Here is a 15,120-nt window from a genome sequence, read left to right as displayed (position 1 = left end):
ATAAATTTAACTTTTGAAATCCGCAGTTCTATGCAACAGCAAAAAATAAAAATTTCACAAGCAACCATCTGGATAAGTTCCCTTTTTCTCGGAATTCTATCCTCTGTGCCGCAGCTTGCCTATCATGAGTTCAACTGGAAGGAAGCTCTCGTCAACTCATCGATAACAGCTGCATTCTCCGTTATTATGTGGTATATTAACATTTATATGCTGAATCGTTCGGCCAGACAGCGCAGACAGCATATTTCTTACTCAAGGTTACTCGTCATTTTAGCATTTGGGATGGTCATTATGTTTGGGCTGGCATGGATTCAGCAGCTGATCCTTTCGCATATCAACTTTGGCCCGGTAATGCTGATGATCGAAGTGAGAGGGATTTTAATCAATCTAGTATGTTATATGTTTTTAACCTTGCTGCAGAACAATTATGCCAGTCAGCAGGTTCAGCTTGAACTTGAGAAAGTAAAAAGTGATAATCTTGGGGCTCAGTACGAGCTCTTAAAACAGCAGATCAATCCTCATTTTCTATTCAACAGCCTTAATACTTTAAAATTAATGGCAGAGACCAACGACTACGAAACGGTAGATTTCATTGTAAAGCTTTCTGATTTTTACCGGTTTACCCTGGAAAGCAGAAAACTGGATCTGATCAGTGTTCAGGAAGAAATGAAAATAGTGGAAGCTTATCTCTTCCTCCAGAAAGCCCGGTTTGGGGATGGGATTACATTTACCAACCAGCTTGAAGGTGAAACGCTGCAAACCCTTATTCCACCTTTTACTCTTCAGCTTCTGGTTGAAAACTGCATAAAACACAATATCGTTTCATACAGTAAGCCTTTACATATTAAAATTTATAATGCTCCTGATACCATGGTCATAGAAAATCCTATTCAACGGAAAGTCGCCATAGAAGACTCTCTAGGCGTAGGCCTTGACAATATCAAAATGCGTTATAAACATCTTTTGGAACAGGATATTACCATTCATTCAGACGAAAAAACTTTTCAGATAAAACTACCGATAATTCATGAATATCATCATCATTGAAGACGAATTCAGAGCTGCAAAAGCTCTTCAGAGTTTAATTTCAGACTTAAAACCCGATTCAAAAATACTGGGAACCTACGACAGTATTGAAACCAGCATTGAAGCCTTGTCTAAAGATATACAGCCTGATCTTATCTTTATGGATATTCAGCTTTCAGACGGGCTTTCATTTGAAATTTTCAAAACCATAGAAATTACCTGCCCGGTTATTTTCTGTACTGCTTTCGATCAATATATGCTGGATGCCTTTAAAAGTAAAGGCGTAGACTATGTTTTAAAACCCTTTTCCCGAAAGGACATTGAAGAAGCATTGAAAAAAGTTGACGGATTAAAGAAATTTTTTCAGAAGAATGAACTGCCGGACCTTGAACCTCTTTTACAAAAAATCAATCAGCCTTCAGGTAAAAACAGTTTTCTGGTCTTTAAAAATCAAAAATACACCACAATTCCTACGGAAGATATTGCTTATTTTTATATTCATAATGAAATCACCCATCTGGTGACCTTTACCAAAGAACAGTTTCAGCTTACTCCCCCGCTTAGCCAAATAGCTGAACAGGTTTCTCATAAGCAGTTTTTCAGAATCAACAGACAGTATCTCGTTAATTTTAAAGCTATAAAAGAAATGGAACATTATTTTCAACGCAAGATTCTCGTTAAACTGGTGATTGAAACTCCTGAACAACTCCTGATTAATAAGGAAAAAACGCATAGCTTTTTCAACTGGCTGGAAAACAGATAACAAAGCATATACAGAAGGATAGAAGTGAGAAAGAGAAACGTTTTCCTTTTATAGGAATTTATATTTCAAATGACACAATGAGTATGGTTTACAATGACTTCCGGCTTCTATCCTCCACTATCTATTCTAAAAAAAATCATCCCTTTTATTTTCCCGATTCGCCTCTCCATTTGTCCGGTTAAACCAGTTTCATATTCTCCGGGAATTGCGGAGTATCTACTTTTGAACCAAATTAAAAGACATGGTATTAAGAAACTTAATCTCAGTAGGTGCTTTCACCTTATTATTATTTGCAGCTTTCGCATTTGTACAAAAAGATAAAGTACAAAAAACCTCACAGAATACTGACTCCGGAAACAATGGTTTTGCTATATTGGAACTGTTCACATCAGAAGGCTGTTCAAGCTGTCCTCCGGCTGATGAACTGATCGGAAAAGTTGTAAAAGAATATAAAGACCAACCGGTATACATCCTTTCCTATCATGTTGACTACTGGAACCGCCTGGGATGGAAAGACCGTTTCAGTTCTGCTGAAAATTCACAACGGCAGCAGCAGTACAGCCACATGCTAAATTCACAGGTTTACACTCCTCAACTAGTAGTTAACGGGAGAGCTGAATTTGTAGGTTCTGACAGCAATGCAGTAGAAAATGCTATTCAGAAAGCTTTCTTCAATTCAAAAAACAACAGCATTGATCTTTCGGCAAAGATCTATCAAAATCAAATTAATATCGAGTATAATGCCTCTTCAGCTGATCCTAGAAAAGTACTTCTTATAAGCCTGATTGAAAAACAGTCTTCCACTCAGGTGGATAAAGGTGAAAATGAAGGCCGTCATTTGCAGCACTGGCAAATCGTCCACAAGCAGAATATAATCTCATTAAATAAACCACAAAAAGGAACTGTTGCCTTCAGTCTTCCTGAACATTTTTCTCCGGAAAACTGGGAAATAATTGCCTTTATTCAGAATACAAAAACAGGTGAAATCTCTGGAGCTACAAAAGCACTATTGAATTATAAGGCTACGAGTACACGAATTTAGCGTTATGAAATCCGTGTATTTGCAAATGAAAAATATTTTTAATTCTGAAATCAGGTTTTGGCTAAAGCCAGTGGAATGGATATTTATAATGAGAGCGGGCTAAAGCCCGCTCCTTTTGATTTTATAGTCATATTTCAAATAAAAGGAATCATCAAAGTCCTTCATAAGTAATCTTTCTAATATCTGCTTCTTCCCTTTTAGTTTATAAAACTTTCCGGAAACCACTGAAATCCGCTTGTTTTTTTCTTTGTAAAACCTAGTCCCGGCCATGGTAAGTGGCAGGCGAATGCTCTGGTTTTGGTATGTGATAGCTGTTCCAGAAGTTTTGTCCTTGAAGCTGTCGCAATATCCAGGTCCGTGTCTCCTGAAAAGCCCCAATCCGGATGAGGAAAAAGAATGACATCAGAATGAATAAGGTCTGCAATATATATAAGTTTTTCATTCCCTGAAGAAACAGTAGTTATGGTTAAACCAGGTGTATGCCCGGGAGCCAGTTGAAAACTAAAATATTCATATAATGGAGTGTTCATGTCATAGAATTTCACTTTTGGCTGGATGGTTTTCAGTATACTTTGTATTGCCACAATAGTCTTGGTAAGAAATTCCGGGTGAGCTTTCAGAGCACTGTTTCCAAAATCTTTAACGGAAGCTTTCATCCAAAAATCATATTCTATTTTAGACATAAAAAGAGCTGCATTTGGAAATACTAGATTATTCTGCTTGTCCACTACTCCTCCGAAATGATCAGGATGGGCATGAGAAAGAAAAACATCTGTCACATCGTTCGCAGAGAACCCGGCCTTTTGAAGACTTTTTACCAGAAATCCTGTTCTTTCATCTGCAAATATTCCCATTCCCGCATCCAGTAAAACCAGCCTGTCTTTTGTTTTGATAAGCAGAACGTTGATTGCCATATCGATGTAATTCTCAGGTCTGAAATTGTCTTTTAAGATCGTTTTCAGTTCCGAAACATTCCCTCTTGGTGCAAATGAATCCAGATTGGTTTCGTGAATATATCCGTCGGTAAGAATAAACAATTCAAGATCCCCCAATTCAATCTTTTTAAAACCTGATAAATCCTCTCTCTCTTTTTCCGGTGTTGTTTTCATTTCTGCAAACACATTAGAAAATGGGATAAAGCTTAATGTTCCGGCTAATAAACCGCTCTTTAAAAGTTCTCTTCTATTCATATTTCAATTTGTGATGTTGTATTTAAAATACCTCCGTTTATGGAGGAACTGCATTAGCTATTATATAAGATTGAGTTCCTGCTGTTATTCAGGAACTCAATCTCAATTTGGTGAATGTGTTTAGTTGTTGACCAATTTCATTGAACCTTCGCTGTATCTTTCTCCTACATTGGGATATTTTTTCAGGATAGCATCAATGGTATCCAGATCTGATTGGGAAAGTTCTATATTGACTGCTGCAATATTTTCTTCCAGATACTTAATACGTTTAGTACCAGGAATCGGAATGATATCATCCCCTTGGTTCAATACCCATGCCAAGGCCAACTGGGTGCCTTTTACCCCTTTTGAAGCAGCAAATTCATTGATTTCTTTAGCCAGTTTTGTATTGTTTTCAAGATATTCCTGCTGATAGCGTGGTAATGATTTTCTGAAATCGTCATCTCCCAGATTCTGCACTTCATTGATATTGGCAAAAAGTCCTCTTGCAAGCGGAGAATAAGGAACTAATGAAATACCCAATTCTCTGATCGTTGGCAGAATTTCTTTTTCAACATCTTTGGTAAGGATAGAATATTCTGACTGTAAGGCTGCAATTGGGTGAATTTTATTAGCTTTTCTGATAGATTCTGGTGACGCTTCAGATAACCCGATATACTTCACTTTTCCAGCTTTTACAAGTTCTGCCATTGCTCCTACTGTTTCTTCAACAGGGATATTCGGATCTACTCTGTGTGCATAATACAGATCAATGGTATCTATTTTTAATCTTTGAAGGCTTAAATCTACCGCCTGTCTGATCCATTCAGGAGAACCGTCAAAGTAAGTTCCCGGAGCTCCGCTATGGCTTGCAGTACCATCTTTGAACCTAAATCCAAATTTGGTAGCGATAAAAATTTTATCTCTGTTGGGTACAAGAACTTTAGAAATAAGCCTTTCATTTTCTCCGTTAGCATACATATCTGCCGTATCCCAAAAATTAACTCCTAAATCTAATGCTCTATGCAGGGTATTGATACTTTCCTGCTCATCTGCGGGACCATAAGCAAAGCTCATTCCCATACATCCTAAACCAATTGCAGATAACTGCTCTCCGGTGTTTCCTAATTTTTTAAATTTCATGATGGTTTGATTTTAATAAGACAAAATTAGATCATGAATCAGATATCACCGATATAGAATTCAAACTAATAATTATAAAATTCAAACAGAATTCACTCTAAGTGCATTTGGAGTAAGTCCGGTTTGTTTCTTAAAATAATTGGTAAAATAAGAAGGTTCTTCAAAACCTAACCCATAAGCAATTTCGGCAATATTCCAGTCTGTATGTTTTAATAAGGCATGAGCTTCCTGAATGATTCGGCCGGTGATCTGCTGGCTGGTCGTTTTTCCTGTAATTTCTTTCACAGAACGGTTGAGGGAGTTGACATGAATAGACAGGCTCTGTGCATAATCATTGGGCGTCTTTAGCTTTAAGAAAGCTTCAGGGCTGTCAATTGGAAACTGTCTTTCAAGCAGTTCCACAAATAAAGAGGCTACTTTCTGTGATGCGTTCTGATAAGGCTCAAAATCTTCTGCCGGCTGCATTCTCATGGTTTCATGAATCATCACGTGAAGATAGGCTCTGAGTATATCATACTTGTGAATATATTCCGATTGAATCTCAGTCATCATTTTTGTATATAGATCCGAAAGTATACCCTGCTGATCTTCATCCACAAAGAAAACCGGAGTTCCGCCAATTTTAAAGAGCGGAGAATCCTGAAGATTTCCCAAACGGCTTCCATTCTGTAAAAACTGTTCTGTAAAAAGGCAAAACCAGCCTTGCTGATCATCATCATCAGCTTCCCATGAATAAGGAACAATAGGATTTGAAAACAGTAATGCCGGACGATCTACTTTAATCCATTTATCGGCATAGTGAAGCTTCCCCTTTCCAATAATCAAAGATATTTTATAGTAATCCCGCCTGCTGTAAGGAGTCAACGGAGAGCAGTACTCTCTTGAAAACACATTGAAATGTCCAAGCTTACTTACTCCAGCGTAAGGTTTACCTAGATTAAAAGCATTGCGCTCGTAAAAGCCATTTAATGATTCATTTGATTCCATAGATCAAAATTATAAAATTCAAACAAATTAAACTATAAATTAATTTTCAAAAAAAAAGCGGCTGACAGCAATGCCAGCCACGTAAAGTGAATATATAGTTGATAATGGTTTAATCCCAATCACCATGTCCATGATGTTTGTTTTGTTTTTTGTAGTATTTCTCCTGATTTTTATAATATTTCTGCTGCTGCTTACGGTATTTTTTATAATCGTTTTTATTTCTTCCGTAGACCATTACAGGATTTTGTCCTCTATAATATCTTTTTTTAAAGGCTATATATTTTTCTCTCCCCAGAATTCTTTCCAGCTCGTTGTATCGCTCACCTCTCCATCTTCCCGGATCTACTACATATACCCTATTCCATGAATTATAATCACGATATCTATCATTTAATGCATAAACCTGATTAGCCTGCGTTGTAGAAAGTAACAGATCAGCAACTACCGTCTGCCAGTTAACATCCGAAATACTCCTCCTGTAATCATTATAATACTCTGACTGGGCAAAGCTAAAACTGAATGTCCCGATCAAAAATGCGGTTAATAATAACTTTTTCATTTCATTCCTCTTTTAAATTAAGCATTATAATAGAGTCAATTAGAGTGCCAAGAATTAAATTAAAACTCAAAGGTTTGTTAAAAAAAGCTATAAATAACTGATTATCTTTGAAATATTCTATACAATCATATACTATTGAAGGTTGTTTATTATTTCAAAAGCCACTGTTTTTCAGGCTGTTTATTTTCTTAAACACTGGGAATAAAAAAATTGCTCTATCTGTTTTTAGGTACAAAAAATTTCTGATGAATGGGTGATATTGATATTTACCAAAATAAATCTGTTATCTGTTATCTGTTATCTGTTATCTGTTATCTGTTATCTGTTATCCGTAATCTTTAATCTTTACAATTATAAAATTCGTTAAGATTCCCGAAAACTATTATTCCATATCAATTAATTTTGTAATTTTAAAGGAGAGAATGTTTTTGGAAATTCTCCAGTCTATTTTTTTAAATCAATCAAATCTCAGTAATTATGGAAAATATAAAATTTAAAGTATCTCCATATCAGGATGAATTGCAGCTACTTATTGATGATCAGAAAGCAGGTTATATGTCCATAAAGGTTGATGGGAGGCTACTCATAGTATACTATACCAAGCTTGATGAAGAACGCGAAGGGAAAGGATATGCCAAATTATTACTGGATGAGCTGGTTCGCTATGCAGAAGAAAAAGATTTGCTTGTAGATCCGGAATGTGATTTTGTAAGACAACAGTTTGAAAATCATCCGGCAAGATATAAAGATATCTGGCATGCCTGATCAGTCTTCCCACCAGATTCTAAATTGCTGATCTGACCGGTCAAGATCCACCACTTCTCCAATCATTGGAGTAAGGATATCAAGGTTTTGTGCTTTTCCAAGGGCTGTAACCTTTTGTAAAGGCTCATTCCAGGGGTGAAGGGCAAGCGCAAATTTTGCTGCATGAACAGGAATAATCTGTCTGGCCTGAATATCAACTGCTGCCTGAATTACATCTTCAGGAAGCATATGAATATACCTCCAGGCTTCTCCATACTGTCCGTTTTCAAGAATAGCATAGTCAAAAGGGCCATATTTATCACCGATCATTTTAAAATGAGCGTCGTATCCACTGTCGCCTCCCAGAAATATTTTCTTTGAGGGTGCTATCAAAACATAAGAAGACCAAAGGGTATCATTCTGCTTTATCCTTCTGCCCGAAAAATGCCTGGAAGGAGTGAAAACCAGTTTTATATTATTTTTTAATTCAACTTCAGTGCCCCATTCTTCCTCAATAAGCTGACTTTCATGATAACCCCATCTTTCAAAGTGGGCACCGACTCCCAATGGCAGGATGACCTTCCCCACCCTTTCTCTGATTGATCTGACTGTAGGATAATCCAAATGGTCAAAATGGTCGTGGGTAATAACCAGATAATCCAATTCCGGAATATCTTCAGGTTTAAAGATGTCTGAACCTTTGAATGCTTTATTAAAATATTTAAACGGAGAGCCATATACACTTAAAACCGGATCTATCAGAAATGAAATCCCATTAGTCTGAAGGTAATAAGAAGAATGTCCCAGCCAGATAAATACATCTGTGCTCTTATCGATACTTTTTAAGTCTGTATGGATAGAAGGAATGTCTTTCAGGGGTTTTAACAAAGGATCTTTTTTACCTAAAATGAAATCATAAGTAACTTTGGCCATACTATACCCTTCAGTGATAGAAGGGGTATGACTGATATTCTGAAACTGCTTTTTTTTATAAAGCCGTGACTGCTGAATCCGTTTCAACCGTTTTCCTTTTGGTACTGCACCGAAGACCCTCATATTGATCACAATAAAAAAGGTAATAGTCAGTATAACCACACTTGTAATAATCCAGTAAATCATCTGCAAAAATAAGTATCAAATGTATTGACTTTTGTTTTTAAATAAAAAATCCGGGGGAACTTTTTAAAGATAAACAGCAAAAGACATAAAGCTCTTACTGCTTCAAAACATAATTTTACCACAACTCACTTTTTAACTAATTTTATCATGTATTTCATAAAATTTATCATTCATTTAGATGATGATTAGCCTAAAACTTTATATTTTAGCAGCTTAAAAACTCAAAGTATATTGAAAAATTATTCGGTAATATTTCTTCTCGTTATACTGTCGTCATGTGCATCTATCAGAAAACATAACGAACAGCGGGCTTCATGTATTCCCCCGGAGCAGCTTAAAGAGGACATAGATTACGCGTATTCCAAACTCCAGCAAATGCACCCGCAATTGTACTGGTATATTCCCAAGAAGGAATTGGAACTTAAATTTGACAGTCTTAAAAAGACGATCACTGAACCGCTTACTCCTCTTCAGTTTTATTTTAAGCTTCAACCGGTGATTGCCGGAATTCGTGAAGGGCATCTTTCTTTACGAATTCCAAGAAAAAAATTCACCAAAAGAGAAATTAAAAAATTTGAGCATCAAAAAGGATTGTTCAGCCGTTTTGAATATTACGTAGAGGGTGATCAAATGTACATCATTGAAAATCAAGATTCTATTGAAGATATAAAACCAGGCACTGAAATTTTATCCATCAATAATGTTCCGGTATCAGATTATATAAAAAAATACAGAAGCCTGATCAGCAGTGACGGATACAATACCACTTTCCAGTCTTATTTTTTAAAGGATCTGTTTTTTAACTTTTATACTGCAGAGCACGGTCTCTCCAGCAAAGCCGTTATTGAAACTATTTACAAAGGAGAAAAGCGCACTTATACCCTAAGCAGGGAGTCCAAATCAAATACCGACGTTGAAAAGGACAAGGAAATGCAGAAAAGAACTCAGGAAAAGAAACTGAATGACTATGTAGCTTCCAGCAATTCTTACAACCGGAGTTTTAAATTCCTTGATAAAGACAGTACTATTGCTTATATAAAAGTAAAGAGCTTCTCAAGAGATTACTCTGATGAGTTCTATAAAAAGACATTTTCAAAGATCAAAGATGCAAAGTCAGAATATCTGGTCATAGATGTCCGAAATAATTATGGAGGTTCTCTTTATGAGATCAATAATCTGTATTCTTATTTAGCAGACAAGCCTTTTACCCTGATAAAGCCATCTCAGGTCACTTCACGAGGCACACCTTTGAGAACCAATTATTTCAGAAAAAGTGCTCCTCTGGAATATGCTTTTAAAAGTATTGCTTATCCTAGTTACTTTTTTGCCCAGGCTTTCAGCACCTACAAAAAAGACGGAAAGGTATACTATAAAATGAAAGCAGATAAGCCTACAAAGCCTAATAAAGAAGCATTTCATGGAAAAGTATTTGTACTGATCAACGGAGCCAGTTTCTCTGCCTCTTCTATCATCACAGCAAAACTCAAAAATGATAAAAGAGCGATCCTTGTGGGAGAAGAAACAGGAGGAGCCAATGACGGAACCGTAGCTGGTTTTTATTCTTATCAGAAGCTGCCCAACTCTGAAATCAGATTTCCTATCGGTCTCCTTCTTGTACAGCCGAATATTGATTTTTCAGATTCAAAAAAAGGAGTCGTTCCGGATATTCATATTAATGAAACGATGCAGGATATTATTGATAAAAAAGACCCTCAGCTGGATTGGATAAAAAACGAAATCGCTAAAGAAAAAAATAAATAAGGGTTAAAAATTCATTGGATTAAGCCTTTCATTATAAAAATCTCCGGCGGGCTTTCAGCCCGCCGGAGATTTTTATTTTTTCAACTCTGCCAGAAGATTTTCTATAGGTTTCATATACCTTCCATAGTAACGGTAAAACCAAAACTTTCCAAGCATATACAGTAAAAACATACCTATTACCACTGTCCCGATTAGTATTGAAGCAATCTTTATTTCGCTCAAAGGTTTAGGCCAGGGGATAAATTCCAGCACAATAAGAATTTCGCATACCAGAAATGGAGCAAAACTGATGTAGTATGAAAAATAGTACTGTTTATTCAGACTCAGCTGCATTACCAAATCCTTCAGAGCATCAGAAGTCTTAAGCACGGGGTTACTGATTTCATTGTAAAGTTTAAAAAACTTACTGAAAAAGAAAACAGTAACAATCAGCATTGAAGCAATCAATACTGTAATATACAATTGAAGCTTAAACGGTTTGCACATGCCACAAACCATAAAAGCAAAAACGAAGATTCCTATTGCCCCCCAAAACTCTTTACGCATGTTTTTTCGGATTTTTTCGAGAGGAAGATTGATTCCATCTCTTTGTTCTGTACTTATTTCGGGAGTTTCTTCCGCAATATCTTCGTTCCAGGTATTTTTCAATTCATCAATATTCATTGGACTTCTATTTTAAGGTTCTTTTACTTTGTATTTTGGCTTAAGATATCTTTCAGTTTATTCTTAGCCCGGTTCATTTTCACTCTTACATTTCCTTCAGAAATACCCATTTCATCTGCGATCTGTTTTCCTGAGAAATCTTCCAGATAATAAAATATAAAGGCTTTATCAATAGGATTGAGCTGGTGAATTGCTTTATACATCTTAGACAGCCGCTCTTCTTTATCATCGTTATAATCTTCCTGAACTATGATATTATTAGAAAAATCTTCGCGTCCGATAAAACTTCTCCTCTTTTCCGATTTGAGGAAGATAATAGCTGTATTTAAAGCAATTCTGTACAGCCAGGTCGAAAATTTACTCTCATCCCGGAAGCCCGGATATGCTTTCCAGAGCTGATAGGTAATCTCCTGAAAAAGATCACTGCGATCATCTTTTTCAGTCATGTACATTTTAGAAATCTTAAAAATGATTCCTTTATGCTTCTCAATCTTACTTATAAACTCTTGTTCCAATAAGGTCATGGCTTGTTGCTCTGTAGAGTTAGTTTACATTAAAAAAAATTGTTACAGATATTGGCAAAAAAAGTAAAAAAACCTACAGAAAATATTGTCAGGCTCTCATTGTGTTTTTTAAACTGCTGCTATTTTTCAGAATAGTATTTTGCACGAAATAATTTTGAAAGACTTTATTTTGATCAGCTAATTCTCATAATAAATATTAAAATCAGGCTTATAATTTCTCTTTTCTATTGATTATATTTAAAATTTAGTAGGAAAAAAGTGAAAATACTATACTTTTCATGGATGAATTTGGGAATTTTTATAAGAAATGTGATAGAAACCAGATTTCCTGGCTTTCTATTTCTAATTCAGTCTGTTTAAAGCTCTTTGTAACGTTCCGATATCAAGAATATCGAATTTGGCACCGATGATAATAATGATTAGAAGAACCAATGTCAGAAACAAGATGATAAAAATATACATTGAAACAAACCATACAACGGTATTCAGAATATTTCCTCTAATCCCCCATTTCATCATGAAGAATTTTTGTGTCCGCTCAAACCATGTTTTTTTCTTATCAACTTTCGGCTTTACTTCAATTCCGTTAAGCTCATCTACCGAACGTACCACATCATCAATATATCTTCCGTACATATAATAGATCCAGTATTTTATAATGAAAGCAACCAGTAGGAGCGTAACCAAAAGGCTTATTCCGAAAATTGCCAGATTATATTCCATTTCAAAATGGAAACTGATCTTGATCAGAGACAGCAGAAAGCCCAAAGGGATATAGGAAATGTAATATGAAATGTAGATCTCTTTCGATATGAGAAGTCTGGTTTTGAGGTTAAACAGATCATAATTGGTATTAATACTGTTCTTTTGGAGCAACTTATAAAGGGTAAGAAACCTGGAATAGAAATACGCTATAAAAGCAAGCGTCAGGATGGTGACAAATGTAGAGATAATCTTGATATTAGAATCCGTAGAAGCAAATGGGAAACTGGTTAAAAGTAATGGCAGCGTAACGACCATCAGCCAAAATTCAGTTTTCATATTGATTTTCAGCATTTGCAGCGGAGAGTGTATTTCACGCTGTTTTTCCAGAGAAATTTCAGGCGGCTCCTGCCCTGTATCTTTATTCCAAAGTTTTTTAAAGTTTTCTAGCTCCATTCTCTTGTCTTTTAGTTTGAACCTGTTCTTTGTTGTTTTGCAATGATTTCTTTCAGTTTTTCCTTTGCCCTTTTCAGTTTTACTCTGGCATTTACTTCCGTAATTCCCAGCTGAAGGGCAATTTCTCTTCCCGGAAAATCTTCCAAAAAGAAAAAAATCAGTGCTTTGTCTATAGGGCTCAACTGATGGATCGCTTCATACATCAACTTCATATTTCTATCATCTGTGTCATTATAGGGCTCTTGCGGGCTGCTTAATCCATCAATATTCTGATTCCGGATAAAACTACGTTTTTTTTCACTTCGAAGGAAAACAATTGCAGTATTAAGCGCAGTTCTGTAGAGCCATGTTGAGAAGTCGCTTCTCCCTTGAAAATCACCATATGATTTCCATGCCTGATAGATGATCTCCTGATAGAGGTCATTCTGGTCGTCTTTATTATCCATATACATTTTAGATATCTTGAAAACAACACCTTTGTGCTTTTCTATTTTCTCTAAAAATTCTTTTTCCAGTGAAGACATACGTACAGACAAATCCTTGGGCAGCATCTACACAATGCCACCATATTATAACACAAAACTTTAATTTCCCGGCATTAAGTTAAAAAATCCTCAAAAAACAATGATGTTTTTTGAGGATTTTTATTTTATGTTAAATACAAACAGGTCTTATTGTTAAAAAATATAGTCTGTACTTAAAAAATTGGAATCATGTTCTCTCACGATGGTATTTAGCAGTTCTTTATTAGATTCTGTAAGTTTTGCTGCTACCAGAGATCTTATAGAAAAAGAACGTAGGGCATCAAAAACCGAAAGCGTTCCTTCTGCGCTGTCTTTTCTTCCTGTGAAAGGAAATACATCCGGACCACGCTGTGCCTGACAGTTGATATTCACACGGCTCACAAGATTTACGAAAGGATCAATAAGCCTGGCAACTTCCTGAGGATCTTCACTGAAAATACTCACCTGCATCCCATGAGAAGCATTTACCTGATATTCTATCGGCTCTTCTATATCCTCAAAAGGTACTACAGGAATTACCGGACCAAACTGTTCTTCATGATAGAGCTTCATGTCACTATTGACAGGATAAACTACAGCCGGGAAAACAAAAGATTCTTCGGTATAACCTCCGTCTTTATTTAAGACTGAAGCTCCTTTAAGCAAGGCATCATCAATACATTCTTTCAAATAAGGCGGTTTATTCACTTCCGGAAGCGGGGTTACCTTCACGTCTTTTTCCCATGGCAGTCCGGGTTTCATAGCAGAAACCGCTTCACTTAATTTCTTTGTAAACTCTGCAGCAATTTCTTTCTGAACGAATATCAGTTTCAATGCCGTACACCGCTGACCATTGAAAGAAAGCGCTCCCAGCATACATTCACTCACTGCTACATCCAGATTCGCATTTTTAGTCACAATAGCTGCATTTTTAGCATCTAAACTAAGGATTGCTCTCAGGCGGTTCACTTTCGGGTGTAGTTTTTTCAATCCGTTTGCTACTTTGCTTGATCCGATAAAGGCCAGCACATTCACTTTACCGCTTTCCATGATTGGAGTGATAATTTCCGAACCTTTTCCGTATAAAGTATTTACTGTTCCTTTCGGGAAGGCTTCTCTAAAGGCATTCAATAAAGGATAATGGGCTAATACACCGTGTTTTGGAAGTTTAAACAAAATGGTATTCCCCATAATTAAGGCAGGAATCAGTGTGGTGAAAATTTCGTTCAGGGGATAGTTGAATGGTCCCATACTTAAAACAACTCCCAGCGGTGCTCTTCTGATCTGTGCTATTGTACCTTCTGCCTGCTGAAAACGGGAAGATTCTCTGTCCAGGTCTTTCAGAGCGTCAATAGTCTGATTGATATAATCTACAGTACGGTCAAACTCTTTCGTAGAATCTGCCAATGTTTTTCCAATCTCCCACATCAGCAGTTTAATAACCAGATCGCGCTGCTGAATCATCAGATATACAAATTTCTGCATACACCTGATTCTTCCTTCCACAGACATTGTTGGCCACTCTCCAAGTCCGTTATCATAGGCTTTCACGCAAGCATCCAGCACTTCCATCGCTTCATCCGGGCCTATATTGGGTATACTTCCCAGCAGTTTTCTTTCCAATCCGTTTTCTGTAGGAATACAAACAGGTGAATAAATATTGGTAACCTCTCCGTGCCATTCTACCAGTTCACCATTCAAAAGATAGGTACTCTGATGAATGACCGGAACTTTATATTCTTCCGGAATTTCGTTTTCGCTTTTAAAAATATCGTGAAATGACGGTGTATTTACTGAATCCATAAATTTTATTTTTTGATAATTGAGTGTGATTTAAATTTTACAGAATAAAGGTAGATGTTAAAATTGATTTTAAAAAGAGACCACTGATAGATTTGCTCTATTTGACGGGTATTTGAATCAAAATTAATGTTGAAAGACCGAGATGACCAATCCTTG

The 15,120-nt window shown here is 36.3% G+C and carries 15 protein-coding genes; 5 read left to right on the top strand and 10 right to left on the bottom strand.

The genetic code is table 11. The features are described 5' to 3' along the window. Positions 1 to 30 precede the first annotated feature (30 nt). The 3 genes from AC27VX_RS14325 (at position 31) to AC27VX_RS14315 (ending at position 2,831) form a co-directional block, all read left to right on the top strand. Positions 31 to 1,047, top strand: a complete 1,017-nt coding sequence (locus AC27VX_RS14325; protein WP_236854912.1) for a sensor histidine kinase — start codon at positions 31 to 33, stop codon at positions 1,045 to 1,047. Next, positions 1,028 to 1,789 (top strand): LytR/AlgR family response regulator transcription factor, encoded by a 762-nt coding sequence (locus AC27VX_RS14320; protein WP_488696267.1) that lies wholly within the window; start codon positions 1,028 to 1,030, stop codon positions 1,787 to 1,789. The genes AC27VX_RS14325 and AC27VX_RS14320 overlap by 20 nt, the downstream gene beginning before the upstream one ends. Positions 1,790 to 2,030: 241 nt before the next feature. Next, complete coding sequence (locus tag AC27VX_RS14315) at positions 2,031 to 2,831, top strand: DUF1223 domain-containing protein (RefSeq protein ID WP_488696265.1); 801 nt, start codon at positions 2,031 to 2,033, stop codon at positions 2,829 to 2,831. Positions 2,832 to 3,028: 197 nt separating this feature from the next. Here AC27VX_RS14315 and AC27VX_RS14310 read toward each other — a convergent pair whose 3' ends face one another. The 4 genes from AC27VX_RS14310 to AC27VX_RS14295 form a co-directional block, all read right to left on the bottom strand. Next, positions 3,029 to 4,021, bottom strand: coding sequence for an MBL fold metallo-hydrolase (locus tag AC27VX_RS14310; protein ID WP_488696263.1), 993 nt, complete (start codon positions 4,019 to 4,021; stop codon positions 3,029 to 3,031). Between the two features lie 120 nt (positions 4,022 to 4,141). Then, positions 4,142 to 5,143 (bottom strand): aldo/keto reductase, encoded by a 1,002-nt coding sequence (locus AC27VX_RS14305; RefSeq protein WP_236854916.1) that lies wholly within the window; start codon positions 5,141 to 5,143, stop codon positions 4,142 to 4,144. A gap of 81 nt (positions 5,144 to 5,224) precedes the next feature. Continuing rightward, positions 5,225 to 6,130, bottom strand: a complete 906-nt coding sequence (locus tag AC27VX_RS14300) for a helix-turn-helix domain-containing protein (RefSeq protein WP_488696261.1) — start codon at positions 6,128 to 6,130, stop codon at positions 5,225 to 5,227. 109 nt (positions 6,131 to 6,239) lie between these two features. Further along, a complete protein-coding gene (locus tag AC27VX_RS14295) occupies positions 6,240 to 6,689 on the bottom strand; it encodes a hypothetical protein (RefSeq protein ID WP_488696259.1) in 450 nt (149 codons plus the stop codon). A gap of 477 nt (positions 6,690 to 7,166) precedes the next feature. On the opposite strand from AC27VX_RS14295, the gene AC27VX_RS14290 reads away from it, so the two are divergent. Continuing rightward, positions 7,167 to 7,454, top strand: coding sequence for a GNAT family N-acetyltransferase (locus tag AC27VX_RS14290; RefSeq protein ID WP_236854919.1), 288 nt, complete (start codon positions 7,167 to 7,169; stop codon positions 7,452 to 7,454). Here AC27VX_RS14290 and AC27VX_RS14285 read toward each other — a convergent pair whose 3' ends face one another. Continuing rightward, on the bottom strand, positions 7,455 to 8,552 hold the full coding sequence (locus AC27VX_RS14285) for an MBL fold metallo-hydrolase (RefSeq protein WP_488696257.1): 1,098 nt from the start codon (positions 8,550 to 8,552) through the stop codon (positions 7,455 to 7,457). It abuts the gene before it with no gap. Positions 8,553 to 8,783: 231 nt separating this feature from the next. On the opposite strand from AC27VX_RS14285, the gene AC27VX_RS14280 reads away from it, so the two are divergent. Continuing rightward, positions 8,784 to 10,313, top strand: coding sequence for a S41 family peptidase (locus AC27VX_RS14280; protein WP_488696255.1), 1,530 nt, complete (start codon positions 8,784 to 8,786; stop codon positions 10,311 to 10,313). Between the two features lie 72 nt (positions 10,314 to 10,385). On the opposite strand, the gene AC27VX_RS14275 is transcribed toward AC27VX_RS14280, so the two are convergent. The 5 genes from AC27VX_RS14275 to AC27VX_RS14255 all read right to left on the bottom strand — a co-directional run bounded on the left by AC27VX_RS14275 (position 10,386) and on the right by AC27VX_RS14255 (position 14,964). Next, entirely contained in the window at positions 10,386 to 10,976 is a 591-nt protein-coding gene (locus tag AC27VX_RS14275; RefSeq protein ID WP_300686212.1) for a hypothetical protein, read from the bottom strand. Positions 10,977 to 10,999: 23 nt separating this feature from the next. Beyond that, a complete protein-coding gene (locus AC27VX_RS14270) occupies positions 11,000 to 11,500 on the bottom strand; it encodes an RNA polymerase sigma factor (protein WP_488696253.1) in 501 nt (166 codons plus the stop codon). A 342-nt stretch (positions 11,501 to 11,842) separates the two neighbouring features. Next, entirely contained in the window at positions 11,843 to 12,658 is an 816-nt protein-coding gene (locus AC27VX_RS14265; RefSeq protein ID WP_236854924.1) for a hypothetical protein, read from the bottom strand. A gap of 11 nt (positions 12,659 to 12,669) precedes the next feature. Then, a complete protein-coding gene (locus AC27VX_RS14260; protein WP_236859508.1) occupies positions 12,670 to 13,182 on the bottom strand; it encodes an RNA polymerase sigma factor in 513 nt (170 codons plus the stop codon). Between the two features lie 153 nt (positions 13,183 to 13,335). Beyond that, positions 13,336 to 14,964, bottom strand: coding sequence for an NADP-dependent glyceraldehyde-3-phosphate dehydrogenase (locus AC27VX_RS14255; RefSeq protein ID WP_488696250.1), 1,629 nt, complete (start codon positions 14,962 to 14,964; stop codon positions 13,336 to 13,338). Positions 14,965 to 15,120: the final 156 nt, after the last annotated feature.

The organism is Chryseobacterium sp. 14P4.3.2 (assembly GCF_057799275.1).
This window is presented reverse-complemented; position numbering and strand designations above follow the sequence as displayed.

What these genes read in the sequence shown, in the direction of transcription:
- AC27VX_RS14305 (WP_236854916.1), bottom strand. Translation starts at nt 5,143, where the DNA reads ATGAAATTTAAAAAATTAGGAAACACCGGAGAGCAGTTATCTGCAATT.
- AC27VX_RS14265 (WP_236854924.1), bottom strand. Translation starts at nt 12,658, where the DNA reads ATGGAGCTAGAAAACTTTAAAAAACTTTGGAATAAAGATACAGGGCAG.
- AC27VX_RS14325 (WP_236854912.1), top strand. Translation starts at nt 31, where the DNA reads ATGCAACAGCAAAAAATAAAAATTTCACAAGCAACCATCTGGATAAGT.
- AC27VX_RS14275 (WP_300686212.1), bottom strand. Translation starts at nt 10,976, where the DNA reads ATGAATATTGATGAATTGAAAAATACCTGGAACGAAGATATTGCGGAA.
- AC27VX_RS14285 (WP_488696257.1), bottom strand. Translation starts at nt 8,552, where the DNA reads ATGATTTACTGGATTATTACAAGTGTGGTTATACTGACTATTACCTTT.
- AC27VX_RS14260 (WP_236859508.1), bottom strand. Translation starts at nt 13,182, where the DNA reads ATGTCTTCACTGGAAAAAGAATTTTTAGAGAAAATAGAAAAGCACAAA.
- AC27VX_RS14310 (WP_488696263.1), bottom strand. Translation starts at nt 4,021, where the DNA reads ATGAATAGAAGAGAACTTTTAAAGAGCGGTTTATTAGCCGGAACATTA.
- AC27VX_RS14270 (WP_488696253.1), bottom strand. Translation starts at nt 11,500, where the DNA reads ATGACCTTATTGGAACAAGAGTTTATAAGTAAGATTGAGAAGCATAAA.
- AC27VX_RS14300 (WP_488696261.1), bottom strand. Translation starts at nt 6,130, where the DNA reads ATGGAATCAAATGAATCATTAAATGGCTTTTACGAGCGCAATGCTTTT.
- AC27VX_RS14320 (WP_488696267.1), top strand. Translation starts at nt 1,028, where the DNA reads ATGAATATCATCATCATTGAAGACGAATTCAGAGCTGCAAAAGCTCTT.
- AC27VX_RS14290 (WP_236854919.1), top strand. Translation starts at nt 7,167, where the DNA reads ATGGAAAATATAAAATTTAAAGTATCTCCATATCAGGATGAATTGCAG.
- AC27VX_RS14315 (WP_488696265.1), top strand. Translation starts at nt 2,031, where the DNA reads ATGGTATTAAGAAACTTAATCTCAGTAGGTGCTTTCACCTTATTATTA.
- AC27VX_RS14255 (WP_488696250.1), bottom strand. Translation starts at nt 14,964, where the DNA reads ATGGATTCAGTAAATACACCGTCATTTCACGATATTTTTAAAAGCGAA.
- AC27VX_RS14295 (WP_488696259.1), bottom strand. Translation starts at nt 6,689, where the DNA reads ATGAAAAAGTTATTATTAACCGCATTTTTGATCGGGACATTCAGTTTT.